The 26,210-nt window shown below is 67.6% G+C and carries 20 protein-coding genes; 17 read left to right on the plus strand and 3 right to left on the minus strand.

What is annotated here, in order from left to right; genetic code table 11:
* Positions 1 to 52: 52 nt before the first annotated feature.
* Positions 53 to 4,255 (minus strand): nSTAND1 domain-containing NTPase, encoded by a 4,203-nt coding sequence (locus EV379_RS04610; protein WP_130505102.1) that lies wholly within the window; start codon positions 4,253 to 4,255, stop codon positions 53 to 55.
* 113 nt (positions 4,256 to 4,368) lie between these two features.
* On the opposite strand from EV379_RS04610, the gene EV379_RS04615 reads away from it, so the two are divergent.
* Both EV379_RS04615 and EV379_RS04620 read left to right on the plus strand, forming a co-directional pair.
* A complete protein-coding gene (locus tag EV379_RS04615) occupies positions 4,369 to 4,713 on the plus strand; it encodes a hypothetical protein (protein ID WP_130505103.1) in 345 nt (114 codons plus the stop codon).
* 82 nt (positions 4,714 to 4,795) lie between these two features.
* Complete coding sequence (locus EV379_RS04620) at positions 4,796 to 6,088, plus strand: alpha-L-fucosidase (protein WP_278044020.1); 1,293 nt, start codon at positions 4,796 to 4,798, stop codon at positions 6,086 to 6,088.
* Positions 6,089 to 6,186: 98 nt separating this feature from the next.
* On the opposite strand, the gene EV379_RS04625 is transcribed toward EV379_RS04620, so the two are convergent.
* Complete coding sequence (locus EV379_RS04625) at positions 6,187 to 7,356, minus strand: ROK family transcriptional regulator (RefSeq protein ID WP_130505104.1); 1,170 nt, start codon at positions 7,354 to 7,356, stop codon at positions 6,187 to 6,189.
* Between the two features lie 281 nt (positions 7,357 to 7,637).
* On the opposite strand from EV379_RS04625, the gene EV379_RS04630 reads away from it, so the two are divergent.
* The 10 genes from EV379_RS04630 to serA all read left to right on the plus strand — a co-directional run bounded on the left by EV379_RS04630 (position 7,638) and on the right by serA (position 18,093).
* On the plus strand, positions 7,638 to 8,888 hold the full coding sequence (locus tag EV379_RS04630; protein WP_242616235.1) for an ABC transporter substrate-binding protein: 1,251 nt from the start codon (positions 7,638 to 7,640) through the stop codon (positions 8,886 to 8,888).
* A 34-nt stretch (positions 8,889 to 8,922) separates the two neighbouring features.
* Positions 8,923 to 9,834 carry a carbohydrate ABC transporter permease gene (locus tag EV379_RS04635; protein ID WP_130505105.1) on the plus strand — a complete coding sequence of 304 codons (912 nt, stop codon included), beginning with the start codon at positions 8,923 to 8,925 and terminating at the stop codon, positions 9,832 to 9,834.
* A complete protein-coding gene (locus EV379_RS04640) occupies positions 9,824 to 10,780 on the plus strand; it encodes a carbohydrate ABC transporter permease (protein ID WP_242616236.1) in 957 nt (318 codons plus the stop codon). The genes EV379_RS04635 and EV379_RS04640 overlap by 11 nt, the downstream gene beginning before the upstream one ends.
* Before the next feature lies 1 nt (position 10,781).
* Complete coding sequence (locus tag EV379_RS04645) at positions 10,782 to 11,762, plus strand: ROK family protein (protein WP_130505106.1); 981 nt, start codon at positions 10,782 to 10,784, stop codon at positions 11,760 to 11,762.
* A 14-nt stretch (positions 11,763 to 11,776) separates the two neighbouring features.
* Positions 11,777 to 13,354: a M81 family metallopeptidase gene (locus EV379_RS04650; protein ID WP_341273544.1), complete on the plus strand. Its 1,578-nt coding sequence runs from the start codon at positions 11,777 to 11,779 to the stop codon at positions 13,352 to 13,354.
* On the plus strand, positions 13,354 to 14,721 hold the full coding sequence (locus EV379_RS04655; protein WP_130505108.1) for an alpha-L-fucosidase: 1,368 nt from the start codon (positions 13,354 to 13,356) through the stop codon (positions 14,719 to 14,721). Before EV379_RS04650 ends, EV379_RS04655 begins: the two co-directional genes overlap by 1 nt.
* Positions 14,722 to 14,726: 5 nt before the next feature.
* Complete coding sequence (locus EV379_RS04660) at positions 14,727 to 15,479, plus strand: copper homeostasis protein CutC (protein ID WP_130505109.1); 753 nt, start codon at positions 14,727 to 14,729, stop codon at positions 15,477 to 15,479.
* Complete coding sequence (locus tag EV379_RS04665; RefSeq protein WP_130505110.1) at positions 15,476 to 16,006, plus strand: DNA polymerase III subunit gamma/tau; 531 nt, start codon at positions 15,476 to 15,478, stop codon at positions 16,004 to 16,006. The genes EV379_RS04660 and EV379_RS04665 overlap by 4 nt, the downstream gene beginning before the upstream one ends.
* On the plus strand, positions 16,003 to 16,365 hold the full coding sequence (locus EV379_RS04670; RefSeq protein ID WP_130505111.1) for a bacitracin resistance protein: 363 nt from the start codon (positions 16,003 to 16,005) through the stop codon (positions 16,363 to 16,365). Before EV379_RS04665 ends, EV379_RS04670 begins: the two co-directional genes overlap by 4 nt.
* A gap of 135 nt (positions 16,366 to 16,500) precedes the next feature.
* Entirely contained in the window at positions 16,501 to 18,093 is a 1,593-nt protein-coding gene (gene serA / locus EV379_RS04675) for a phosphoglycerate dehydrogenase (protein WP_130505112.1), read from the plus strand.
* Between the two features lie 368 nt (positions 18,094 to 18,461).
* On the opposite strand, the gene EV379_RS04680 is transcribed toward serA, so the two are convergent.
* A complete protein-coding gene (locus EV379_RS04680) occupies positions 18,462 to 19,952 on the minus strand; it encodes an alanine/glycine:cation symporter family protein (RefSeq protein WP_130505113.1) in 1,491 nt (496 codons plus the stop codon).
* Positions 19,953 to 20,126: 174 nt separating this feature from the next.
* Here EV379_RS04680 and nusA point away from each other — a divergent pair, with 174 nt between their 5' ends.
* The 5 genes from nusA (at position 20,127) to EV379_RS04705 (ending at position 26,210) form a co-directional block, all read left to right on the plus strand.
* Positions 20,127 to 21,125 carry a transcription termination factor NusA gene (gene nusA, locus EV379_RS04685; protein ID WP_130505114.1) on the plus strand — a complete coding sequence of 333 codons (999 nt, stop codon included), beginning with the start codon at positions 20,127 to 20,129 and terminating at the stop codon, positions 21,123 to 21,125.
* An 82-nt stretch (positions 21,126 to 21,207) separates the two neighbouring features.
* Positions 21,208 to 21,465, plus strand: coding sequence for a YlxR family protein (locus EV379_RS04690; protein ID WP_082491918.1), 258 nt, complete (start codon positions 21,208 to 21,210; stop codon positions 21,463 to 21,465).
* 90 nt (positions 21,466 to 21,555) lie between these two features.
* Complete coding sequence (infB, locus tag EV379_RS04695) at positions 21,556 to 24,408, plus strand: translation initiation factor IF-2 (protein WP_130505115.1); 2,853 nt, start codon at positions 21,556 to 21,558, stop codon at positions 24,406 to 24,408.
* Positions 24,409 to 24,532: 124 nt separating this feature from the next.
* Positions 24,533 to 25,000, plus strand: coding sequence for a 30S ribosome-binding factor RbfA (gene rbfA, locus EV379_RS04700; RefSeq protein WP_130505116.1), 468 nt, complete (start codon positions 24,533 to 24,535; stop codon positions 24,998 to 25,000).
* 229 nt (positions 25,001 to 25,229) lie between these two features.
* The gene (locus tag EV379_RS04705; protein WP_242616237.1) at positions 25,230 to 26,210 is read left to right on the plus strand and encodes a hypothetical protein; all 981 of its coding nucleotides are present in this window, start codon (positions 25,230 to 25,232) and stop codon (positions 26,208 to 26,210) included.

Raw genomic sequence — 26,210 nt, forward strand, 5'->3', positions numbered from 1 at the left:
TGATTCGGAACGGCCCGCCTCGCTCGAGGCGGGCCGTTCTGCGTCTCGGCGCTCAGCCGCCGCCGAAACCGCAGCTTGAACGATAGGGTCCGATGTCGGCGAGGTATGTCTTCCACTCGTCGCGAGTCAGGTCGCGACCGGCCATGCGGCAGGCGGCCTCTGCCTGCTTTTCGGGGCGCAGGTCCCAGACGGCGATCCCGCCAGTCGCATTCACAGCCAGTTCCTGGCCGTCGGGCCGGATGAACGCCGCCCAGATCTCGGGGCTGGCCACCCGGATGGGCTCACCCAGGCGGATGCCGCTCTCGACGTCGTAAAGCGACACTGTGCCGTTCTGGGAGAACGCCGCAACGCTGCGCCCGTCGGAGCTGACGCTGATTCTGGCCAGTCCGCCGGGGATGCCGGGGAGCTCGCCGATGAACTCAAAGGTCTCCGCGTCGTACCGCGAGACCCGATCCGGTTCGAGGCCGACGATCTCCCCCCGTTCCGTCAGGACGGCCGTCACTGGGCCGAGCAGTCCACCCCTGAGCTGCCGCCCGTTTGTGCCGTCGTAGAGGCTGCTCGTGAACCCGAGCTTCGGGTCATAGCTGGTGAACAACACCCGTGACGCCGTGCTGTTCGTCGACGCGGACTGGATTCGCCCTTCGACACGAAACGTCGGCCCGATGCGCCTCCCGGTCGCCGGATCGAGGGTGTACACCGCGCCGTCGTGATCGCCTGCATAGAGCTTGGTGCCGTCGGCGCTCGGCCAGAAGAATGGGTCGACGCCCGGCGCGAAGTCCATTCCCCAGTCCCGCCCCGTGCGTGCAGACAGCAACCGGAATGTGCTCGACTCCGCAGTACCGTGTCTGCCGATGAGTACGCCGTCGCCCGTCCATCCGACCTCCGCCCAGCCGTCGGGCACAGTGAACGAGGGGTCGCCGGTGACGGTGTCGATGACCGCCATGCTGCTCGGACCCGCCCCGGATGCCGCGGAGTCGGGCGGAACGACCCCGGCCAGCACCTGAGATCCGGTGACAGAGTAGCCGTCACCCACCCGCCAGCCTTCGGCGATCACTCGCGTGGCCGGCCCGGAGTCATCGAGCATCCACTGCGAGAACGCGGCCGTGCCGCGCCCGACCACGTCGAGCTTTCGGCCATCCGCTGAGACCGCCAGGGCGCCGACGAATCCGAACTGCAGGTCGAGGTGACGCCCAGTTGGAACGCCGGCCGAGAGGCTGCGCTCCTCGATCCGGCCCCACAGGTCGCCGCAGTAGAGGCTGTCACGCGCCGACGAGGCCGCGAGCCACGGGCATGGCTTGCCCTGTTCGCCCTCGAACTGCTGCGACCAGGAGACGCTGCGCGCAGAGAGGTCGAGCGCCGAGATTCGCCGATCTCCGGTCACGAGGGCCAGCGAATCCGAGAGCACCGACATCGACACGTTCGCCGAAGCTGCGGGCAGCGCGATATGGGCCGTGACCACACCTGTCGGTGGATCAATCAGGAGTGCGTCCCCAGCGACGGTGCCGTAGACGAGCAGTCCGGCCGGGGTGAACCCGATGGTACCCGCCCGATCGGAGTCGGACACCTCGGCGTGGGTCGGCACGCCGATGACGGTCCTCACCGTGCCGGACACGGCATCCACCAGCGATAACGCACCCGTTGAGTCGATGGCCGCGACCGTTGTACCGTCCGGGCTGATCGCGATCGACGACAACACGCCCTCCAGCTCGACAGGGCTGCGCGCCATCGCTCCGCTGGCAACGTCGGCGAAGCGGATCGAAGCGTGGCCGAGCGCCGGGCCGTCACCCGATGCCGACTGCTCTGCGACGGCGACAAGGCGGCCGTCGGCGCTGACCACGGGGCCAAGGTGGACGTTCAGATCGGCGCCGCCTCGCTCGATGTCGAGTGTGCGTACGAGCTCGCCCGTGTCGAGATCGAAGAGCTGGGTTCGGCGTGTGTCTGTGACGACGGCCACAAGTCGCGTGCCGGGCACGACGCGGCCAACCATCTCGCGAACACCCGGAACGTACGTCACACGAAGCAGGCCGTTGGCGCCTTCCATTGCGCCCATCAACGCGGAATGCGTTCGGGGGTCATCGGGCCAGCGTCTGTGGGCCTCCACTGCGAGGAGCGCCGACACATCTCGCTCCGTCGTGCGCAGCGAGAGCGAGGTGCTGGTGAGTGCCTCGATCGTCGCTTCCGTTCGCTGCGCCGCAGTCTCCCGCGCGCTGAGGGCGACGAGACCGCCAGCGGTTGCGGCCACCGCGAGCATGGCGATGGTCGTGAAGAGTAGAGCGCGCAGCCGTCGATTCTGTCGCCGGTCGTGCGTTGCACGCCGCGCGAGTTCTGCGGCGGCCGCCTGCTCACGTCCGCGGGACGCGCTGAGGAAGTCTGCCTCAACCGCGGTCAGCTCCGGCGAGCGTGAATCCTGCCACTCGAGTGCGGACTGCAGCCGGGCACCGCGGAAGAGCCCTTCATCGGGGCGCCCTTCCATCTCCCACATGCTCGCGGCGGTGTCGAGTGCATGCATGACGCGCGCTCCGTCGGCATCCGATTCGAGCCAGCCACGCAGCCTTGGCCACGCCGTGGCCAGCGACTCGTGGGCGACGACGAGTGTGTCCTCCTCGGCGCTGACCAGACGGGCCCGCTCCAAGCCGATGAGCACCTGCTCATGTATGGCGTCCTTGCGGAGCGGCTCGATTCGGATGCGCCGTCGCATCGGTGCGCCATCGGAGCCGATCTCGACGAGGCGGAGCAGTGTCGCGCGGCAGATCAGCTGTTGCCGAGGGTCGAGTGACTGGTACAGCTGGTCAGCAGACTGGGCGATGGCTCCGGAGATCCCACCGGACTCTTCATAGCCCGCCACGGTGAGCGTTGAGCCCTCGCGCCGCAACCAGGTCTCGACGAGGGCGTGGGAAACATGGGGGAGGGCGCCGGGTTCGCCGGCCGCGTCGCGAAGTACGAGCTCCACCAGGCCCGTCTCGAGACGCAGCCCCGCGAGGTGCGCCGGCTGTTCGATCGCACTCCGCAGGCCAGCGGGGGAGAGCGGCCCGACGAGGTGGACTCCCTGCGCGACGAGCGGGCCGATGCTCGGCTCGGCCGCGCAGGCGTCGAGGTAGTCGGAGCGGACAGCGACGATGACGGTGCGGCCGGCTTCGACGGCATCCGCGATCAGCCGGCAGCAGGTGCCCACCTCGTCGATCGGAAGGCCGGCGTTGAGGAGCTCCTCGAACTGGTCGATCACAACGACGTCGGCGCCGCGGCGATCCGAGAGGGCGTCTCGGATGGCCGCGGATGATGCACGCCCAGATCCGACGACGACGACGATCCGTCCGAGCGAACGCAGGGAGGGGACGAGCCCGGCGAGCATGAGCGATGACTTGCCGCATCCCGAGGAGCCGGCGAGCGCAAGGAACGACGAGCCCCTCAGCCGCGCGAGGGCGAGCTGGATGTCGGCGTCACGCCCGAAGAAGGTCGCGGCGTCCTCGGCGCCGAATGCCAGCAGGCCGCGGTACGGGCATTCGCCGTTCGACTGAGGCGGTGCCGCCGGTGCGTCGAGCGAGGCCTCGTGGCGGAGGATCGCCGATTCGAGGGCGATAAGCTCTGCACCCGGCTCGATGCCGAGCTCGTCGGCCAGCCGGGTGCGTGCACTGCGCAAGGTCGCGAGCGCATCGGCCTGGCGGCCGCTGCGGTACAGCGCTGTCGCCACGATCGCCCACCGGCGCTCGCGCAACGGAGCAGAACGCACGAGATGTTCGGCGTCGGCCACCACCGCGCGGTGTTCGCCGAGCTCCAGCCGGGCTTCGAGCAGATCCTCCTCCGCGGTGGCCCGCACCTCGCCAAGTCGTGCCGCCTCGAGCAACGCGGGAGGCCATTCGGCTAGGTCGACGTACGGCGGCCCCAGCCAGAGTGCGAAAGCGCGCTCGATCGCGTCAATGGCACGTGCAGGGTCACCGTCGGCTCGGTGTTGTCGAGCTGCGCCGAGAAGTCGTTCGAAACGCACGGCATCGATCGCGTCGCTGTCGACGGTGAGGCGGTAGCCGGAACGGGAGGTGACGACCGCCGTGCGACCGAGTACCCGCCTGATGTGCACGATGAGCGCTTGCAGCTGCTTCGGCCATGTCGTGGGTGCATCGTCGCCCCAGACCGCCTCGGCCAGCTCCCCGGGCGTGACGATGGAGCCCAATCGCAGCGCGAGTGCGGCGAGGAGGGAACGCTCTTTCGGGCCGAGCGGGCCACCGGCAATCGTGAGATCGCCGAACACGCGAATCTCCACAGCTGCATTGTGCGCGCATCGCTAAGAGGCGTCAACGCCGCACGCCCCGGATCCATACCGAACACATACCGGGAGGGCGGCGGGGTCATACCGGCCACACCGACAGTGAAACCATGAACACAACACAGAAAACCCAACGAGTCCTCGCCGCCGCACTCATCGCAGTCTCGGTCGGCGCACTGACGGCGTGCTCGCCGCAGATCGCAGAGACCGGCGATCGGCCGGCGGCCGAGGCGCGCGCCCCGGCTGGGGTGGCGCCGTACCGTGATTTCGCGGAGCGTCTCACTCCGTCGGATCTTGCGCCGGCGCATAAGGCGGAGGTGCCGTACCGTGATTTCGCGGAGCGTCTCACCCCGGCCGATCTCGCACCGGCGCAGGGTGCAGAGGAGCCGTACCCTGACTACGCGGAGCGGCTCACCCCCGCCGACCTCGTGCCGCAGTCGTCCTGCCGGGACTGATTCACGCCTCGGCGTGCAGACATCCGATGTCTAACGCTAGGCTGGGTCGACCACATTCTCGATACGTCAGGAGCCCAGCGCCGTGCCCACCTCAGCAGCCCCCACCCCCGGAGAGTCCGGCACGAACTGGTTCACGACCGGCCGATTCGGTATGTTCGTCCACTTCGGCATCTACAGTGGTGCCGCCAGGCACGAGTGGGTACAGACCAACGAACGGCTGAGCGACGCGGACTACGCGCAGTACTTCGAGAACTTCGAGCCCGACCTCTTCAATGCCGCCGAGATCGCGCGCGCCGCGAAGAACGCCGGCATGGAGTACGTCGTGCTGACGACCAAGCACCACGACGGCTTCGCGCTGTGGAACACGGCCCAGAGCGACTTCAACTCCGTCCGCGCCTGCGGGCGTGACCTCGTGGCCGAGTTCGTGACCGCGATGCGGGCGGAGGGGCTGCGTGTCGGGTTCTACCACTCGCTGCTCGACTGGCACCACCCCGATTTCACCGTGGACTGGAACCACCCTCGCCGTGACGACGCGAACGCGACCGAACTGAATGCCGGCCGAGACATGGCGCGCTATCGCGCCTTCCTGCACGCGCAGATGCGCGAGCTGCTCACCGGCTACGGCCAGATCGACTACCTGTTCTTCGACTTCACCTACCCGGAGACGAAGCAGGGCTGGGTCGGCAAGTCGGCCGAGGACTGGGATGCCGCAGGCTTGCTCGCGCTCTGCCGGGAGCTCCAGCCAGGCGTCACCGTGAACGACCGACTCGGGATTCCGGGCGACTTCGTCACCCCGGAGCAGTACCAGCCGACCGAGCCGCTCATGCAGGACGGCGAGCCCGTGGTGTGGGAGGCGTGCCAGACGACGAACGGCTCCTGGGGCTACGACCGCGACAACGACAATCACAAGAGCGCAGATCTGTTGATCCGGATGCTCGCCGACTCCGTGTCGATGGGTGGCAAGATGCTGCTCAACATCGGCCCGAACGGCAGGGGAGCGGTCGACCCGCGCGATGCCAGGCTGCTGGCCGAGATCGGTGAGTGGATGCGGCTACACGGCCGCGCGATCACGGGAGCCGGCCACGCGCCGCACACTCCGCCCAGGGAGGGCGTCTACACGCTGCGCGACGACAGGCTCTACCTGCACCTCTTCAGCTGGCCGATGGGATTCGTGCACCTGCCGAATCTCGCCGGTCGCGTGCGCTATGCCCGCTTCCTGCACGACGGCTCGTGGATCAAGATGTCAGTCTCCGACCCGGAGCAGCAGGCTCTCGTTCTGCAGCCGGCCGGCCAGCAGGCCGGGACGCTGACGCTCGCGCTGCCCGTTCGCCGTCCGGATGTCGCGATGCCCGTGATCGAGCTGCTGCTGCACTAGCCCTCTGGCCCTCTCCGCTGATTGAGCTTGTCGAAATCCGCTCTGGCGGTTTCGACAAGCTCAACCAGCGGCGGGCATGAGCGGGTGCCGACGGGGGATTAGCGCTCGAGCACCGAGATCTTCTCGCGCACCAGGTGCGCGGCGCCGTAGAGGCCGGCATCCGGCCCAGTGCTGGCCGACTCGATGCGGAGCCTCTGGGTGACGAGCGGGTGGCAGCCCTCGTAGACCCGGCTGCGCACGGCGGCGATGAACGGCTCGCAGGAGGCCATGCCCCCGGTGAGGAAGAGCGCGTCTGGATTGAAGAAGTTGACGACGCTGCTGAGCACCTCGCCGAGGTAGGTGCCTGCCGTGCGGACCAGCGTCGTCGCCTGAGGGTCTGCGTCGCGCGCGAGCGCGACGACCTCGGCCGTCGTCGACACGTCGACGCCGCGTCCGCGCAGCTGGCGCACGATGCCGGCGCCGCTGGCGATCGTCTCCAGGCAGCCGATGTTCCCGCAGGAACACGGCTCGGATGCCGCGGCGGAGATCCGCGTGTGGGTGACGTCGCCGGCCGCGCCGGTCGCGCCGCGGTGCAGGGCGCCGCTCACGATGATTCCACTGCCGATCGCGGTGCCGGCCTTCACAGTGATGCTGTGCGCCTCCGGTCCGAGCTGGGCGTAGTGCTCACCGAGCGCCATCAGGTTGGCGTCGTTGTCGACGACAGCAGGCACCTCGAAGTGGCTCTCGAGCCAGTCGCGCACGGCGAAGCTCTGCCAGCCCGGCATCCGCGACGGCAGCTCGACGCCGCCGATCGTGTTGTCAACCGGACCAGGAAGCGCCATGCCGACTCCGCGGACGCGCCCCGGCTGTGCGTCGGAGTCCGTGCCGAGTTCGCGCAGGGCCGCGGCCACGAGCTCCAGCGTCGCCTCTGGACCGTCGTTGATGCGCACGGGCACGGTGCGGGTCTCGAGCAGCTCGCCCGTGAAAGACACCCGACCAATTCGAGCGTGCCGGCCGCCGAGATCGGCGACGAGCGCGTAGTCGTCACCGCCGCGCAGGCGAAGGATGCGGGGGCGTCTGCCGCCGCTCGACTCGCCGACGCCCTCTTCCACGAGCACTCCGCGGCGTTCGAGCTCGGCGACACGGAGCGAGACGGTCGACGGCGCAAGCCCGAGAATCCGCGAGATTTCGCTTCTCGATGCGGCTTCGCCGTGCGCGATGAGCTCCACGATGAGTTTGGCCTGCTGCTCGGTACCTGTCGAGGCGGCGCGGTGGGTCGTCAGTGACATAGTTCTCTCGTTCTCGAAGTAAGTCGAGACTAGTGGGGCGAGTGCAGCGGTGGGGCGTTTTGGCCCGTAACTCAAACGTAACAAACAAACATCCGATGAAAGTTGACGCTTTTGGGGTCGATCTGACAGTATCAACTTTCAGCAGTAAGTTAAGAAAGTTGTTTCGAAGCTCGAATTAACTTTCAGACTCCCCCTTGCACCGAACGAGGCTTGCGCTCGCTCGTGCGTAGTCACACTGAAGCGGATCACGTGGTGATTCGTGCCTGAGGAGGCAATTTTCAATGAAGAAGATGTACATCGCAGCGGCCGTCGCCGCTTCGGCAGCCCTGGTCCTGTCCGGCTGCAGCACCGGTGATGCCGCTTCCGGCGGTTCCGACACGATCGTCGTGGACATGTGGGCCGGCAGCGAAGACGACACCGCCGCACTCGAGGCACAGGTCGCCATCGCTCAGGAGCAGAACCCCGACCTCAAGATCGAGCTGCGCACCGCACCGTGGGGTGACTTCTTCACGAAGCTGACCACGAACATGGCGTCAGGCAACATGGCCTGCGTCACCGGCATGAACAGCGGAATGCTCTCCAGCTACACCGCAGGCTTCGCCCAGCTGACCGAGGCAGACCTCAAGACCGCCGGCATCGTTGCCGACGAGTTCGCACCTGGCGCCTTCGACATCCTGAGCAACAAGGGCGACCTCTACGGCGTGCCGTTCGACATGGCCACCATGCTCACCTACTACAACGCCGACATGCTCGCCGAGACCGGCGCACCGGTTCCCGCCGTCGGCTGGGACTTCGACGACTTCGAGGCCACCGCCAAGGCCGCAACCACCCCTGAGCACGCCGGCTTCGGCATCGGCATGGGCGGCTTCCAGTGGCAGGCACTCCCGATCGCCAAGGCCGGCGTCCAGCCGGTCAAGCAGGACGGCACGCTCGACCTCACCAACCCAGCCTTCGTTGACGCCGCCACCTGGTACGGCGAGCTCGTCACCGAGCAGAACGTCGCGCTGCCTGTTGCTTCGGCATCCGACACCGGCTGGGGCGAGAACCAGTACTCCAGCGGCATGGCGGCCATGGCCGTTGACGGCACCTGGAACGCCGTCGGCTACCTCGACAACGACCCGGGCTTCGAAGCCGGCATGGCTCCGCTGCCCGCCGGCCCCGAGGGCTCGCTCGGCCTGATCCTCGGCTCGGGCTTCGGCATCGCGCAGGACTGCGAGAACAAGGAAGGCGCGCTGAAGGTTCTCGGCTCGCTGCTCAGCGTTGACTCGCAGGACTACATCGCCTCCTCCGGCCGCAGCTACCCGGCCCGTCTCTCCTCGCAGCCGCTCTACTTCGAGTCGCTCGCACCGGAGTACCGCGAGCAGGTCGAAGAGGCGTTCACCGCCGCGTTCTCGAACGTGCAGGGACAGTACGTCAGCGACAACTGGTCGAAGGTCGACACCTTCGTCCAGCCGCAGCTCGTCAGCGTCTACAACGGTCAGGAGAGCATGGCGAACGTGCTCGAGACCGCGCAGTCGCAGTTCGGCAAGTAATCAATCCATAACGAAAGCGAGGAGACCTCTCGACATGTCGATCGGTACCCGTACACCTCGTCGAGGGGCTCTTGCCAGGAGCGAATCCCGTCAGGCGCTGGGCTTTGTAAGCCCGGCCCTGGCGGGCCTCGCCCTGTTCACCATCGTCCCCGTCGTCCTCTCCATCGTGATGGGCTTCTTCAACTGGCCCACCTTCGGTGAGAAGACGTTTGTCGGTTTCGACAACTACATCAAGCTCTTCACCGACAGCCCTGACTTCTGGCCGGCACTGCGGAACACCTTCGTGTTCGCCATCCTGTACGTGCCCATCAGCGTCGCACTGTCGTTCCTGCTTGCACTCTCCCTGCACTCCCGCATCCGCGGTCGCGGCGCGCTCCGCGTGCTCTTCTTCATCCCGGTCGTGACGCCGATGGTGGCCAACGTGCTGGTCTGGAAGATGATGCTGCAGCCGCAGGGCCTCATCAACGGCATCTCCCAGAGCTGGTTCGGAATCGAGCTGCCGAACTTCCTCGCCGACCCGCAGTGGGCCATGATCATGGTCGTGCTGATGTCGGTCTGGGCCGGCCTCGGCTACAACATGCTGATCTTCTCCGCCGCTCTCGAGCAGCTCCCGGAATCCACCGTCGAGGCCGCGCGCATCGACGGCGCGCAGGGACTGCGCATGATCTGGAGCATCACGGTGCCGTTGGTGTCGCCGTCGATCTTCTTCGCCAGCGTCATGACGATGATCACCTCGATGCAGGTCTTCGCCCAGCCGCAGCTGCTCACGGGCGGCGGGCCGGGCAACTCCACGCAGCCGATCGTGCAGTTCATCTACAACCAGGGCTTCAAGTTCCAAGAGCTCGGCCTCGCCGCGGCTGCCGCCTGGATCCTCTTTGCCGTCATCATCGCGATCACCGCCGCACAGTTCAGCGTGCAGAAGAAGTGGGTGCACTATGAGCACTAGCAGCATGACCATGGGCCCCGGCGCACTCGCCGAGCTCGACACCGCCAGCACGCCGCCGGCACCCCGCCGACGCGCGAAGCGCGAGAAGGAGCGCATCTCAGGCAGCGCCCCGATGACCAGGGGCGAGCGTGTTCGGCTCGTCTTCGGCCACATCTTCGTCTACATCGCCGCGCTCATCTTCATCTCCCCGCTGATCTACGCGTTCTTCTCGGCCCTCAAGCCGAACCAGGAGATCTTCGCGATGCCGCCGACACTGGTCGGCTCGGAGATCCGCTGGAGCAACTTCGCCGACGTCTTCACGTACGGGCCGTTCCTCACCTACATCGGCAACTCCTTCTTCGTCTCGATCGCCGGAACGCTCGTCGTTCTGGCCGTGTCGACGATGGCCGGTTACGCCTTCGGTCGTCTGCGCTGGAAGGGCCGGGATGCCGTCTTCGTGCTGTTCCTTGCCACGCTGATGGTGCCGGCCGAGGTGCTCGTCATCCCGATGTTCACCGTCATGCAGTGGTTCGGCTGGGTCGACACCTACCAGGCGCTCATCTTCCCGTTCGCGTTCACCGCGTTCGGCACCTTCCTGATGCGGCAGTTCTTCCGCGGCATCCCATTCGAGCTGGAGGAGGCGGCCCGCGTCGACGGCGCCGGGCCCGTGCGCTCCTTCCTGCAGATCGTGCTGCCGCTCTCGAAGTCGGCCGTGGCGGTTCTCGCGGTGTTCACCTTCCTCTCCTTCTGGAACAGCTACCTCTGGCCGTTGATCGTGACCGTCGACTACGCGGCGCACGGAACGCTGCCGATCGGTCTCGCGACGTTCTCCGGCATCACCGGAACCCGTTGGGACCTGCAGATGGCGGCCGCGATCATCTCGATGATCCCGACGACGATCCTCGTCATCGCCCTGCAGAAGCACCTCGTGAAGGGCATCTCGATGGCCGGTCTGGGCGGTCGCTAGCGTGGGCTCCGTCGACACTCTGATCGTCGCCGGAATTGACATCGGCGGCACCAAGATCTCGGCACTCCTCGTCGACCGGCTCGGCACGGTGCTCGCAAGCGGCACGGTGCGGGCGCCGGCCAGCGAGGGCGGCGACGCGATGAGCGCAGCCGCCGCCGGGCTGGTGCGCGCGCTTGAAGCGGAAACCGGGACCGTCGTCGCGGCCGCCGGCGTCGGAGCGGCCGGGGTCATCGACCCGGAAACGGGCACCATCACCGCCGCATCGGAATCCTTCACCGACTGGGTCGGCTTCCCCTTGGCCGTCGACCTCGGCGCCAGACTCGGCATCGGCGTCGCCGTCGACAACGACGTGAACGCCTTCCTGCACGGGGAGATGAGCTACGGCGCGGTCGCGGGCAGCAGTGACGCCATCGGGATCATGCTCGGCACCGGAGTCGGTGGCGCCATCGCCATGGGCGGCGACGTCTTCGTCGGCCCGCGCGGCGCGGCAGGCGAGATCGGTCACACCCCTGGCTACAGCGAGATCGTCTGCACCTGCGGCCAGCGCGGCCACCTGGAGACGTTGGCATCCGGTCGCTCGATCGGCGCGCGCTACAGCGAACGGAACGGCGGCATCGTCACCGACTCCGCGTTGTTCGTTGCCGAGAAGGCCCGGGCGGGCGACCCGGCCGCGATCGCCACGTTCGACGCGGCGGGCGAGGCGATCGGCATGGCCATCGCGACGGCCGTCAACCTCCTCGATGTCCAGGATGTCGTCATCGGCGGTGGTGTGCGCGGGGCCTGGGATCTGCTCGAACCGGCCCTCAACGCGACGCTGCTCGACAACCAGCCGGTCTCCGGCTACCCGCTCGTCGTCGTGCCGAGCGCGCTTGGCGGCCATTCGGTCGCCCTCGGCGCCGCCGCGCTGGCCTGGCGCCTGCTCGATCGCGGCGCGACCGCGAACACCATGAACGTGAACGACCTCGTAAGGAACGCACTGTGACCGAAGCATCCGACATCTGGACCGGGCCCCTCTCGCCCGTCGCCGAGGGCGGGCTCGTCCGCCCCCGCATCGGCATCGGCGGAATCTCGATCGAGTCGAGCACCTTCTCTCCGCACATCAGCGGCGACGAGGCGTTCACCGAGCGGCGCGGAGACGTGCTCATCGGCTACTACCCCTTCATGGAGGAGGGCTCCGAGCTGCGCGAGGCGGCCGACTGGGTGCCACTGCTGCAGGCCCGATCGCTGCCCGGCGGTGCCGTCGCCCGCGAGACCTATGAGCGGCTGAAGGCCGAGATCCTCGACGGCATCCGTGGCCAGGGTCCGTTCGACGCCTTCTACTTCGACATCCACGGCGCCATGAGCGTCGTCGGACTGGTCGACGCGGAAGGCGACCTCGGCACCGCCGTGCGCGACGCCCTCGGCCCCGATGTACTCGTCTCGACCTCGATGGACCTGCACGGCAACGTCTCGCGCACCCTGCTCGACGTCAGCGACCTCATCACCTGCTACCGCATGGCGCCGCACGAGGACCACTGGAACACCAAGCAGCGCGCCGTGCACAATCTGCTCGAGCGCCTGCGCTCCGACGTCGGCTCCGACGTCGATGCCCGCCGCCCGTACAAGGCGTGGCTGCCCGTTCCCGTTCTGCTGCCGGGCGAGAAGACGAGCACCCGGATCGAACCCGCGCGCACCATCTACGCCGAGGTGCCGGTCGCCGAGGCGCGCGACGGCGTCATCGACTCCTCGATCTGGGTCGGATACGCCTGGGCAGATGAGCCTCGCTGCCAGGCCGTCGTCGTGACCATCGGTGACGACGTCGAGGCGATCCGCGAGGAGACCGAGCGTCTCGGCCGCCTGTACTGGGACGCGCGCGATGACTTCGCCTTCGTCGCCGACGCGCTGCCGCTGGCCGAGTCGATCGACGCCGCGCTGGCCGCCAACGCGACATCCGATGCCCGCCCCTACGTGATCAGCGACTCCGGCGACAACCCGACAGCCGGCGGCGCAGGCGATGTGTCGTGGACGCTCGGCCAGCTGCTCGAGCGCCCCGAGTTCGCCGACGGCTCGGTGTCTGTCGTGCACGCCTCGATCTTCGACGCCGCCGCCGTCGCCCAGGCGGTCGCCGCCGGCGTCGGCGCCACGGTGTCGCTCGAGGTCGGCGGGCGCGTCGACGCCGGCCCGTCCGGGCCGGTCGCGATCACGGGAGAGGTGCTCTCGATCACCGACGGTGACGCGGATGCCGGCACCCAGGTCGTCGTGAAGTCCGGGGGAGTGCACGCGATCATCACCGAACGCCGGAAGCCCTTCCACCACATCGGCGACTTCACCCAGCTCGGCATCGACCCGCGCGCGTGCGACATCGTGTTCGTCAAGATCGGTTACCTCGAGCCAGAGCTCTACGCACTCACCACGGGCGCGGTCGAGGGCGAGCGGTGGAAGCTGGCCCTCACCCCAGGCGGCGTCGACCAGGATCTGCTCCGTCTCGGCCACTCGCACCTTGCACCTGGCGTCTTCCCGTTTGATCGGAGCGGCACGCCCGCCCTCCGCGCCATCGTCACCCGTCGCACCGCAGAAGGAATCGAGGACCTCTGATGCTCAACTTCGAGACCCGTGTCGGGCCGGACTTCGGCGAGAACGGCCCCGTCTACCCGAACGCCGCAGTGCCGGAGTGGTACCGCGACGCCAAGCTCGGCTTCTTCGTGCACTGGGGCCTGTACTCGGTCCCGGCCTGGGGAACCCCGACGGGAACCCGCAACGTTCCGGCCGAGGACGCCTACGCGCACCACCAGTACGCCGAGTGGTACGGCAACACCGTCCGCATCAAGGGCAGCCCCACCTGGGAGCGCCACCAGGACGTCTACGGCACCGGCACCAGCTACGAAGACCTGGCCGACCACTGGAACGCGGACGCCTTCGACCCGCAAGCCTTCGTCGGCTCGCTCGTGGACGCGGGAGCGCGCTACGTCATCCCGACCACCAAGCACCACGAGGGCTTCTGCCTCTGGGACACGGCCACGACGCCGTTCAACTCCGTCAAGCGCGGACCCAAGCGCGACCTGATCAGCGAGATCGCCCGCGAGACCCGTGCAGCCGGCCAGCGCTTCGGCGTCTACTTCTCCGGCGCCCTCGACTGGCACGTCAGCGACTTCCCGCCGATCGAGTCAGACACCGACCTGTTCCGCTTCCGCCGGAACGACGACAGGTTTGCCCGCTACAGCGCGGCCCAGCTCGACGAGCTGATCGAGCGATTCGCACCCGACATCCTGTGGAACGACATCGACTGGCCCGACGGTGGCAAGGGGCACGACCCCTACGCCGTCGCGGCCCTGCTCGAGCGCTACCTCGAGACGATCCCGCACGGCGTCGTGAACGACCGCTGGGGTGTGCCGTACCACGGCTTCATCACGCGCGAGTACCGGCACGTGGAGGACATCATCGAGCAGCCGTGGGAGTCCACCCGCGGCCTCGGCTTCTCCTTCGGCTACAACCAGGCGGAGGGTCCGGAGCACACGCTCTCCGGCGATGCGCTCATCCGCCTGCTGGTCGACGTCGTGAGCAAGAACGGCAACCTGCTGATCAACGTCGGCCCGCGCGCCGATGGCTCCATCCCCGAGCTGCAGCAGCAGAGCATGGCCGCCATGGGCAGCTGGCTGCGCGGAAACGGCGAGGCGATCTACGGCACCCGTCCGTGGGTCCGCGCCGGCGACGCGGCACAGGCCGTGTCGTACACGCAGAAGGACGGCACGCTCTTCGTCCAGGCGACCGATCCCGCCCAGGGCACGGCGGCGCTGCCCGCGGAGTTTGTGGCCGGAACGACCGTGCACTGGCTCGGCGCAGGTGGCTCGCAGCCGGCCGAGGTTCTCCCGGCGGCGCCTGGGGTCCCCGCACGGTTGGCCGTGCCCGATGCGCTCCGCGGCGAGGCCGTGGCCGTCGCGGTGCTCGCCGACCCGCTAGCGTGATGGCCATGACTTCCCGTGCGCGCTCCCTCGAAATTGCCGTCCAGGACCTCGAGGGTGTGCGCACGGCGCTGGCCGTCGGTGCCAACCGGATCGAGCTCTGCGGCGCCCTCGGCGTCGGCGGGCTGACCCCGTCGATCGGTGTCATCGAGCAGGCCGTCGCGGCCGCTCTGGATGCCGCAGCGCCGAGTTTCGTTCACGTGCTGGTGCGTCCGCGGCCCGGTGGCTTCGTCTACTCGACCGATGAGGTCGCCACGACGGTGCGCGACATCCGCGCCGTGCGCGCAGCGGGCGGAGCCGGCGTCGTGATCGGGGCGCTGACGGCATCCGGCGACGTCGATCGGGCCGTGACCGCCGAACTCGTGGCGGCGGCCGACGGCATGCAGGTCACCTTCCACCGGGCCATCGACGCGGTCGACTCCCCGCTGGAGACGGCCGATGCGCTGATCGAGCTCGGCCTCACCCGCGTGCTCACCTCCGGCGGTGCTGCGCGCAGCATCGACGGCGTCGACACGCTCCGCGCGCTGAAAGCCCACGTGGGCGACCGGCTGCAGATCATGGCGGGCGGCGGAGTGCGCGTCGGCGACATCGGTGCACTGTTCGCGGCCGGGATCGACGCTGTCCACCTCTCCGCCAAGGTCACCGTCGACGACCCGTCCCCGAGCGGTCCAGGGGGAGGCGCGCAGAGCTACGACCGCACCGACGCGGGCGTCGCCGCGGAGGCGGCCGCCGCCGTGCTGGCGGCTACGCTGGAGGCATGACCCGCGACCCCGATGATGACGCCCTGAGCTGGGCCGGCGATGACGACCCGACATTGGATGCCCGCGCAGCGGCATCCGGCGCTGAAGGCGCGCTGGCTCCCGGGTGGAAGATCGTCGGCGAGCCGGGCACCGTCCGTGACGGCGTGCAGGGCGACGCACCGATCGACGAGGGTGCCGCGGCGCAGCTCGACGAGCCCCAGAGCGACGACGCGGCCTCCGCTGCGGATGCCGCGGCGGCCAGCTCCGTCGCCCTCATCGTGCTCGGAGTGCTCGGCGGCGTCTACCTGCTGTACACCGTTGGCTGGGTGATCACTGCCGGCCGCGTTCCGAACGGCTCGGTCGACATCGTCGGCGGATTCATGTTCGACCTCGGTCTCTGGCTCGCCGCCCTGGCGCCCGCGCTGTGGTTCGCGCTGTCGCTCTGGCTGACGGCGGTCGGCTCGCGCTGGCGCCTGTTCTGGCTTCTGCTCGGCGTGCTCGTGCTGCTGCCGGTTCCGTTCATCGTCGGAGTGGGGGTCGGAGCATGAGCGCCGAGGTGAGTGAGCAGGCCACGACCCGCCCGCGGACCCCGCAGTGGCTGGCGCTGGTCATCGCTGTGCTGTTCGGGCTGTTCTTCGCCTACGACGTGTGGGAGGCGCTCGGCAACCTGCTCGGCATGCTGAGCTTCGCCGACAACCTCGGCGTCACCCTGACCGCGCTCGGCTGGGTCGTGCTGATCGGTGCGCTGCTGCTGCCGATCATCCTGTTCGGCCTCGCGTTCTGGCTGGGGATGAGGCGCGGCCCCGTGCAGCAGATCGGGCTCTACCTGGCCGCGCTCGCGGTCTCCGCTGTGCTCTATCTCGATATCTACACGGTCTTCGGTCCGGCAAGCCTGCTCGGGACGTAATGCGGTCAGACCGGTCGCCGACGCTCCACTAAAGTGGGGGAGTATCAGCGCCCCAATGGCCGTGGCGCACGACCCCTGTTTCATTCGCATTCGATTCCCCCTCGCATCCGACCCACATAAGGAAACTGATACATCGTGCCCAAGCCGATCGTGCTCATTGCCGAAGAATTGTCGCCAGCCACCGTCGATGCCCTCGGGCCCGACTTCGATGTTCGCTCCGTAGACGGAACCGACCGCCCGGCGCTGCTCGCCGCGCTCGCTGACGCCAACGCCATCCTGGTCCGCTCGGCGACGCAGGTCGACGCCGAGGCCATCGCCGCCGCTCCCCAGCTGCAGGTCATCGCCCGCGCCGGTGTCGGCCTGGACAACGTCGACATCAAGTCGGCGACCACCGCAGGCGTCATGGTCGTCAACGCGCCGACATCCAACATCATCTCGGCCGCCGAGCTGACTGTCGGCCACATCCTGAGCCTCGCCCGCCACATCCCGGCCGCGCACAACGCTCTGGCCCAGGGCCAGTGGAAGCGCTCCGCGTACACCGGAACCGAGCTCTACGAGAAGACCGTCGGCATCATCGGCCTCGGCCGCATCGGCGCGCTCATCACGGCCCGCCTGCAGGCCTTCGGCGTCAGCGTCATCGCCTACGACCCCTACATCACCTCCGCACGGGCCCAGCAGCTCGGCGTCACCCCTGTATCGCTCGACGAACTCCTCGCGCAGAGCGACTTCATCTCGATCCACATGCCGCGCACGCCGGAGACGGTTGGCATGATCAGCACCGAGCAGTTCGCGAAGATGAAGAAGACGGCGTACGTCGTCAACGTCGCCCGCGGCGGCCTGATCGACGAGGATGCCCTCTTCACCGCCCTCAGCGACGGCGTGATCGCCGGCGCCGGCCTCGACGTCTTCGTCACCGAGCCGCCCGTCGACTCCCCGCTGCTCAGCCTGCCGAACGTCATCGTCACGCCGCACCTCGGTGCGTCAACCGACGAGGCGCAGGAGAAGGCCGGCGTCTCGGTCGCGAAGTCGGTGCGTCTGGCCCTGGCCGGCGAGCTGGTTCCGGATGCCGTGAACGTCGCCGGCGGCGTCATCGACCCGTACGTGCGCCCCGGCATCCCGCTCGTCGAGAAGCTCGGCCAGGTGTTCTCGGGTGTCGCGCACACCAGCCCGCTGACGAGTGTCGACGTCGAGGTCCACGGCGAGCTCGCCGCCTACGACGTGAGCGTGCTGAAGCTCGCCGCCCTCAAGGGCATCTTCACCAATGTGGTGAGCGAGACGGTGTCCTACGTCAACGCGCCGCTGCTCGCCGAGCAGCGCGGCATCACCGTGCGCCAGCTCACCGATGCCGTCTCCGACGAGTACCGCAACGTCATCACCCTGCGCGGCGCTCTCGCCGACGGCTCACAGGTCTCGGTGTCCGGCACGCTCACCGGAACGAAGCAGATCGAGAAGATCGTCGAGATCAACGGCTACGGCGTCGAGATCCCGATCGCGCAGCACCACATCGTCATGATCTACACCGACCGCCCCGGAATCGTCGCCGTCTACGGCGCCGAGTTCGGTGACGCAGGCATCAACATCGCCGGTATGCAGATCGCCCGCCACGAGGCAGGTGGCCAGGCGCTCAGCGTGCTGACCGTCGACTCTCCGGTGCCGGACGGCCTGCTCGCCTCGGTCCGCGACAAGATCGCCGCCGACGTGATGGTCGAGATCGACATCACCGAGTAGCGAGCTCGCGCAGCACACGCAGAAATGGCCCCACACCGTCACGGTGTGGGGCCATTTCTGCGTGCCCCTGTGTGTGCTGAACGACTGCGCCGGAATCCGAGTGTGTCAGGGCTTCGGGGGCGGGGCCTCGTTCCTCGGCTGCTCCCTCAAGCCAGCGTGGGGACTGCACGGGTCCTCGAGCCAGTGTGGGGACCGCCAGGGTCGTCGAGCGGGCGGGGAATGCACGGGTCCTCCCGCCAGCGTGGGGACTGCACGGTGGCCGCTCGCGTCGGCGCGTTTCCGCACGATGGCTTGAGGGAGCGGGTCGACGAGGAACGAGGAGGCGCGCCCCCGAAGCCCTGAGCGACGCCGCCGAGCAGTCGCCCCGGTCAGCGCCCCTCGTGCAGGTGGTCCTTGTGCACGGAGTCGCGGAGCACGGGGACCGTGCCGGTGACCGAACGCTCGTCGACCCAGCACTCGATGCCGCCGATATCCGGCATCCGTGCCTGCGTGAAGACCGGGTCGTGGCCGGCCCTGCGCTGCGCCGTGTAGTCCTTGAGCAGGCGGAAGGCGACCCCGGAGAGCAGCAGGATCGCGATGAGGTTCACCATCGCCATGACACCCATGATGCCGTCCGCGGTGTTCCAGACGAGGTCGGCCGAGGCGACGGAGCCGAACAGGATGACGGCGACAGCCACGACGCGGTAGCCGGTCAGTACGGAGCGCTTGGTGGTGATGAACTCGACGTTCGATTCGCCGTAGTAGTAGTTGCCGAGGATCGAGCTGAACGCGAGCAGGAAGATGATCACGCTGAGCAGCACGTTCGACCAGGAGCCGAGGTTGCTGACGATGGCATCCTGGGTGAGCCCGATCCCGCGGGTGGCTCCGGCGAGATCCGGGGTGGAGACCAGGATGATGAACGCCGTGATCGAGCAGATCAGGAAGGTGTCGAAGTAGACGCCGAGCGTCTGCACGAGACCCTGCTTGACCGGGTGCGTGACGGCGGCGGATGCGCCGGCGTTCGGGGCGGAGCCGAGGCCGGCCTCGTTGGAGAACATGCCGCGCTTGACGCCGGTCATGATGATCGTGCCGATCGTCGCGCCGATGACCTCGTTGTAGCCGAACGCGTCGGTGAAGATCGAGGCGAAGACCTCCGGCAGCTTCTCGATGTTCATGGCGACGATCACGAGGCCGAGCAGCAGGTAGAGCAGCGCCATCAGCGGCACGACGGCCTGGGTGACGGAGGCGATGCGGCGCACGCCGCCGAACACCACCAAGCCGGTCAGAACGGCCAGGATGATGCCGATCGCCCAGCCGAGCCAGCCGGGAACGTCACCGCCGAGGCTGGAGCTGAGGGTGGCGGCGATGGTGTTGGCCTGCAGTGAGCTGAAGGCAAGCGGGAAGCAGAGGATCAGGATGACGGCGAAGAGGACGCCCATCCAACGGGCCTTCAGGCCGTGCTGCATGTAGTAGGCGGGGCCGCCACGGAAACCCGATTCGTCCTTGACCTTGTACAGCTGGCCGAGGGTCGACTCGACGAAGCTGGACGCGCCGCCGATGAAGGCCATGGTCCACATCCAGAACACGGCACCGGGGCCGCCGATCGCGATCGCCGTTCCGACGCCGGCGATGTTGCCGACGCCGACGCGCGAGGCGGCGGAGATGGTGAAGGCCTGGAACGCCGAGACGGACTGCGGCTTGCCGTCCTCGCCCCGTGGGGTCTTGTCGGTGAGGGTGCGCAACATCTCCGGAATGAGCCGGAATTGCACGACGCCGCTGCGAACGGTGAAGTAGATGCCCAGCCCGGCTACGACGGGCAGAACGATCCAGGTCCAGAAGGTATCGCCTGCAGTCGCAACGAAATCACTGATTACATCCATCTGCCCAGTATCCCCCGGAGCGCGCACAGGCGAAGTTTCCTCGGCGGATGGGGCGCCACGACGGCATCCGATTTGCCATCGTGGTGTCGAACAGCGCGAGAGTCGGCTAACGTAGATCGGTACGCCACCGCACGTTTTTGCGGTGGCGCGAATGTGAATAGAGGAGGCCGGCAAATGGACATCGACCTCAGCGTCCTGCGTCAGATGGAACGCGAGAAGGAAATCCCCTTCGACGAGCTCGTGCAGATTATCGAGCAGGCGATCCTGACCGCATATCTCAAGCACGTCAACCCCGAGTCGCACGGCCACGTCGAACCTCAGGGTGTGCGCGTCGAGCTGAACCGCAAGACCGGCCACATCGCCGTCATGGTTCCGGAGCTCGACGACGAAGGCAACATCATCGGCGAGGCCGAGGATGTGCCAAGTGACTTCGGCCGCATCGCGGCCTTCGCCGCCAAGCAGGTCATCAACCAGCGCCTGCGCGACCTGGCAGACGACGCCGTGCTCGGTGAGTTCCGTGGACGCGAGGGCGACATCATCGCCGGCGTGATCCAGCAGGGGCCGAACCCGCGCATGATCCACGTCGACCTCGGCACCATCGAGGCCATCCTCCCCCCGGAGGAGCAGGTTCCCGGCGAGGAGTACAAGCACGGTTCGCGCATCCGCGTCTTCGTGACCAGTGTCGCCAAGGGCACGAAGGGGCCGCAGATCACGGTCTCGCGCACCCACCCGTCCCTCGTGCGCAAGCTCTTCGCGCTCGAGGTTCCCGAGATCGCCAGCGGCGTCGTCGAGATCGTCTCGCTCGCCCGCGAAGCGGGACACCGCACCAAGATCGCCGTGCGCGCGACCGAGCCGGGCGTCAACGCCAAGGGCGCATGCATCGGTGAGCTCGGACAGCGCGTCCGCGCCGTCACCGCAGAGCTCAACAACGAGAAGATCGACATCGTCGACTACTCGGCCGATCTGCCGACGTTCGTCGCCAGCGCGCTGTCACCGGCCAAGGTGACCAGCGCGTTCGTGATCGATGAGGCGACGAAGGCCGTTCGTGCGCTCGTTCCCGACTACCAGCTCTCGCTGGCGATCGGCAAGGAGGGCCAGAACGCCCGCTTGGCTGCCAAGCTGACGGGCGCCAAGATTGACATCCAGCCGGATTCGATTCTCGAAGACGACTAAGGGCCAGCTGTTTATGCAGAAGGCGGCAGCCCCAGGGATGCCGCCTTCCGCCGGTCGGCCCGATGAGACAGTGAGTGCTAAGATGGAACCCGTTAGAACGTGCGTCGCTTGCCGTTCACGCGCTCCGAAATCCTCGCTTCTGAGGGTTGTCGCCCGGGAATCAGAACTTGTTGTCGATGACAATGCTTCTCTGCCCGGGAGGGGTGCGTGGCTGCATCCGACGATCGAGTGCTACCGCATGGCAGTGCAACGTCGAGCCTTCGGGCGGGCGCTGCGTGTCACAACGGCACTCGACACGATCACCTTAGAGAACAGGCTGAATGGCACCGTGAGCATCTAATGAGTAACAACTAATGAGCGGCTCGAAATGAGTCCCGTCCGTTACTAACGGTCTGCCCCTTTCCGGGCGCAGGCCCGGAACAGGAGAATTGTGGCTGCAAATCCACGCGTACATGAGATCGCTACCGAACTCAATGTCGATACAAAAGCTGCCCTTGACAAGCTCAAAGAAATGGGCGAATACGTCAAGGGACCGTCGTCAAGCATCGCGCCGCCCGTCGCGCGCCGCCTGAAGGCAGCCCTCGAGGCCGCCGGCCTCGTCGGAACCGCAACGCACGCTGCGGCCAAGCCGGCCGCTGCGGCCAAGCCGGGCCCCAAGGCCCCGACTCCCGCTGCCCCGGCAGCTCCGGCCGCCCCGGCGGAGTCGGTGCAGGAGAAGGCTCCGGCCGCTCCGCTGCCGAGCGCTCCGCTGACCGTTGCCGAGCGTCAGGCTGCCGCAGAGAAGGCAGCAGCCGACAAGGCTGCAGCCGAGAAGGTCGCTGCCGAGAAGGCGACGACCGAGAAGGCAGAGGCTGCTCCGGCCGCCGCCGCCGAGTCGAAGGATGCCGCAGCGGCAGCCCCGGCTCCGACCCCGGCAGAGGCCGGCTCGTCGATCCCGCGCCCAGGCGCCCCGCGTCCAGGTGCCCCGGCTCCCCGCCCGGGCAACAACCCCTTTGCTTCCAACCAGGGCATGGGACAGCGTCCTGCCAACCCGCGCCCGGGCAACAACCCCTTCGCGAGTGCACAGGGCATGGGCCAGCGCCCGGCAAGCCCTGGCAACATCCCGCGTCCGGCCGCTCCCCGCCCCGGCGCCCCGCGTCCAGGCGGTCCCGGCATGGGCCAGCGCCCGGCCGGCTTCGGCCAGCGCCCCGGATTCCAGCAGCGCCCAGGCGGCGCCGGTGGAGCACGTCCGGCCGGTGGCGGATTCCAGCGTCCAGGCGGTGGAACCGGTGGAGCTCCCGGCGCAGGCGGCGGCTTCGCGCCCCGTCCAGGCGGCGGTGCAGGCGGTCGTGGCCGTGGACCTGGCGGTGGTACCGCTGGTGCATTCGGTCGCGGTGGCGGCAAGAGCAAGGCTCGCAAGTCCAAGCGGACGAAGAGGGCAGAATTTGAGATGAGGGAGGCTCCGTCGCTGGGCGGCGTGAGCGTTCCCCGTGGCAACGGCAGCACGGTTGTGCGCCTGCGTCGTGGCGCGTCGATCTCCGACTTCGCCGACAAGATCGATGCCAACCCCGGTTCGCTCGTGACGGTGCTGTTCCACCTCGGTGAGATGGCCACCGCCACGGAGTCGCTCGACGAGGCCACCTTCCAGGTGCTCGGCGAGGAGCTCGGCTTCAAGATCCAGATCGTGTCGCCGGAAGAGGAAGACCGCGAGCTTCTCGAAGGCTTCGGCATGGACCTCGACCAGGAGCTCGAGAACGAGACGGACGAGGACCTCGAGATCCGTCCGCCCGTTGTCACCGTCATGGGTCACGTCGACCACGGTAAGACCCGACTGCTCGACGCCATCCGTCAGGCGAACGTCGTCGAGGGTGAAGCCGGTGGCATCACCCAGCACATCGGTGCCTACCAGGTCTGGACCGAGCACGAGGGCCACGAGCGCGCCATCACCTTCATCGACACCCCGGGTCACGAGGCGTTCACCGCCATGCGTGCCCGTGGTGCGCAGGTCACCGACATCGCGATTCTCGTTGTCGCTGCGGATGACGGCATCATGCCGCAGACGATTGAGGCGCTCAACCACGCCCAGGCCGCCAACGTGCCGATCGTCGTCGCGGTGAACAAGGTTGACAAGCCCGACGCCAACCCGGCCAAGGTCCGTCAGCAGCTCACCGAATTCGGCCTCGTCGCCGAGGAGTACGGCGGAGATGTCATCTTCGTCGACGTGTCTGCCCGCAACAACACGGGTATCCAGGACCTTCTGGATGCCGTGCTGCTCACCGCGGACGCCGGGCTCGACCTGCGTGCGAACCCGAACAAGGACGCCCGCGGTGTGGCCATCGAGGCCAAGCTCGACAAGGGCCGCGGTGCCGTCGCTACCGTGCTCATCCAGTCGGGAACGCTGCGCGTCGGTGACTCCATCGTCGCCGGCACCGCGTACGGTCGCGTTCGTGCGATGGCCGACGAGAACGGCGACGCCGTGCTCGAGGCCTTCCCGTCGCGCCCCGTCCAGGTGCAGGGTCTGTCCAGCGTTCCGCGTGCAGGTGACACCTTCATCGTGACCGATGACGACCGCATGGCCCGCCAGATCGCCGAGAAGCGTGAAGCAGCAGAGCGCAACGCTCAGCTGGCCAAGGCTCGCAAGCGCATCAGCCTCGAAGACTTCACCCGTGCACTCGAAGAGGGCAAGGTCGAGTCGCTCAACCTCATCATCAAGGGTGACGTTTCGGGTGCCGTCGAGGCCCTCGAAGAGTCGCTGCTCAAGATCGAGGTCGATGACAGCGTGCAGCTGCGCATCATCCACCGCGGCGTCGGTGCGATCACGGAGTCGGACGTCAACCTGGCGACCATCGACAACGCGATCATCGTCGGCTTCAACGTGCGTCCGGACACGAAGGCGCGCGAGCGTGCCGCTCGTGAAGGCGTCGACGTGCGCTTCTACTCGGTCATCTACAACGCGATCGATGAGATTGAGGACTCCCTCAAGGGCATGCTCAAGCCGGAGTACGAAGAGGTCCAGTCGGGCGTCGCCGAGATCCGCGAGGTGTTCCGTTCCTCCAAGTTCGGCAACATCGCCGGTGTCATCGTGCGCTCGGGAACGATCACGCGCAACGCCAAGGCCCGCGTCATCCGCGACGGCATCGTCGTCGGCGACAACCTGGCCATCGAGTCGCTGCGTCGCTTCAAGGATGACGTCACCGAGGTGCGTACGGACTTCGAAGCCGGTATCGGCCTCGGCAAGTTCAACGACATCCAGGTCGGTGACGAGATCGAGACGATCGAACTCAAGGAGAAGCCCCGCGCCTAATCACAGGCTCGGAGCCCCGCTCTGAAACAATGGCCGAGTCAGACATTCTCTGGCTCGGCCATTGTTCTTTCACTTTTGCAATCTGTTCCCACTGAGAGCAGTTCCCACCGAGAGGAAAACCACCATGGTTGATCAGGCACGCGCCAAGAAGATGGCCGACCGTATCCAGGTGATCATCGCGAAGCGCCTCGAACGCGGCATCCGCGACCCGCGCATCGGGTTCGTCACCATCACCGACGTTCAGATGACCGGCGACCTGCAGCACGCCACCGTCTACTACACCGTGTACGGCACCGACGAGGAGCGCGCGGACACCGCCGCCGGCCTCAAGGCCGCCACCGGCATGTTCCGCAGCGAGGTCGGCAAGAACCTCACCGCACGGCTCACGCCGTCGCTGGAGTTCCTGCTCGACGGCATCCCGGAGAACGCCGCACACATCGATGGCCTGCTGCGCGAGGCGCACCAGCGCGACACCGCTGTTGCCGGCCTCGCCGCGCAGGCCCAGTATGCGGGCGACGAGGACCCCTACGTCAAGCCGCGCGAGCTCGACGACGAGGACGACGAGGACGACGCAGAGGCCGACGCACGCTGACGCGTGCCGACGCACTGATTCGCACCGCCGAGGGCGGCCACCCGTTGAACGGGTGGCCGCCCTCGTGTGCGTGTGCGGAGAAGCTGCGACGCTCGCCGCGGTGGGGGTAGACAGGGTGGACTAGGCTCGATCGCGGAGCGACCGCCTGTCCAGGGGGATTTGCAGCACCGCCGCTCCGATCACACACGAGTTTGGGGTTCCCGTGCGCGCATCAACGTCGCTGTCCTTTGTGTCTCTTGCCATCGTCTCCGTGCTGGCGCTGAGCGGCTGTTCGGCCGCAGGCGGCTCAGGCGGGGGAGGCGATCTCAGCTATGAGGACAGCCCTCTCAACACCTACATGACCGCGATGTACGGCGACATGGACCAGGAGAAGCTCGACGCCCAGCAGGCGGAGACGGAGGAACTGGTCGCCGCCTGCATGAAGGAGGAGGGCTTCGAGTACCTGCCGAACACGCAGGGTGGCGGCGTCATGATCAGCTCGAGTGACATGGAAGACCGCGAGACCGAGGAATGGGTCGCCAGCAACGGCTACGGCATGATCCAGAGCGAAGAGCAGATCGCCGAGCAGCAGGCCCAGTCGGAGGAGTACGTCGACCCGAACGCCGAGTACACCGCCTCGCTCTCCGAGAGTGAGCAGGCCGCCTTCTACGAGACGCTGTACGGCCCAGGCCCCAGCGAGGAGGAGATGGAGGCGATGGAGGCCGGAGACGGCAGCTACGAGTACAACTGGGAGACCGCAGGCTGCCAGGGCGCAGCACAGCACGAGGTGCAGGGCGGCGCGCAGGACGCATTCACCGACCCCAAGTTCGCCGGGCTGTTCAAGAAGATGAACGAGCTCTACACCAAGGCTATGGAGCAGCCGGCCATCAAGGAACTCGACGCGAAGTGGGCCGATTGCATGGCGGATGCCGGCTACTCGGAGTTCACGAGCAAGAGCGAGGCGCAGATGTCGATCTCCGAGGAGCAGAACGCGCTCTACGAGAACCAGGAGTTCGACGAATCCGGCATGCCGCTCGAGCTGGACGCCGCCGCCATGGAGGAGCTGCGACAGAAGGAGATCGATCTCGCACTCGCGGACTTCCGCTGCTCCACGAAGACCGACTACATGCAGAAGAGCCTCGAGGCCCAGTTCGCACTCGAGACCCAGTTCGTCGAAGACAACAAGTCCGAGCTCGACGCCATGCTCGCCGAGTACGCGACGGGCAAGTAG

Source organism: Microterricola gilva (genome assembly GCF_004217495.1).
Classification (GTDB): Bacteria; Actinomycetota; Actinomycetes; order Actinomycetales; family Microbacteriaceae; genus Microterricola; species Microterricola gilva.

Coding starts and splice junctions, on each gene's coding strand:
- EV379_RS04635 (WP_130505105.1), top strand. CDS start 8,923: ATGTCGATCGGTACCCGTACACCTCGTCGAGGGGCTCTTGCCAGGAGC.
- EV379_RS04660 (WP_130505109.1), top strand. CDS start 14,727: ATGACTTCCCGTGCGCGCTCCCTCGAAATTGCCGTCCAGGACCTCGAG.
- nusA (WP_130505114.1), top strand. CDS start 20,127: ATGGACATCGACCTCAGCGTCCTGCGTCAGATGGAACGCGAGAAGGAA.
- EV379_RS04655 (WP_130505108.1), top strand. CDS start 13,354: ATGCTCAACTTCGAGACCCGTGTCGGGCCGGACTTCGGCGAGAACGGC.
- EV379_RS04690 (WP_082491918.1), top strand. CDS start 21,208: ATGGAACCCGTTAGAACGTGCGTCGCTTGCCGTTCACGCGCTCCGAAA.
- EV379_RS04640 (WP_242616236.1), top strand. CDS start 9,824: ATGAGCACTAGCAGCATGACCATGGGCCCCGGCGCACTCGCCGAGCTC.
- EV379_RS04630 (WP_242616235.1), top strand. CDS start 7,638: ATGAAGAAGATGTACATCGCAGCGGCCGTCGCCGCTTCGGCAGCCCTG.
- rbfA (WP_130505116.1), top strand. CDS start 24,533: ATGGTTGATCAGGCACGCGCCAAGAAGATGGCCGACCGTATCCAGGTG.
- EV379_RS04680 (WP_130505113.1), bottom strand. CDS start 19,952: ATGGATGTAATCAGTGATTTCGTTGCGACTGCAGGCGATACCTTCTGG.
- EV379_RS04665 (WP_130505110.1), top strand. CDS start 15,476: ATGACCCGCGACCCCGATGATGACGCCCTGAGCTGGGCCGGCGATGAC.
- EV379_RS04670 (WP_130505111.1), top strand. CDS start 16,003: ATGAGCGCCGAGGTGAGTGAGCAGGCCACGACCCGCCCGCGGACCCCG.
- EV379_RS04615 (WP_130505103.1), top strand. CDS start 4,369: ATGAACACAACACAGAAAACCCAACGAGTCCTCGCCGCCGCACTCATC.
- EV379_RS04625 (WP_130505104.1), bottom strand. CDS start 7,356: ATGTCACTGACGACCCACCGCGCCGCCTCGACAGGTACCGAGCAGCAG.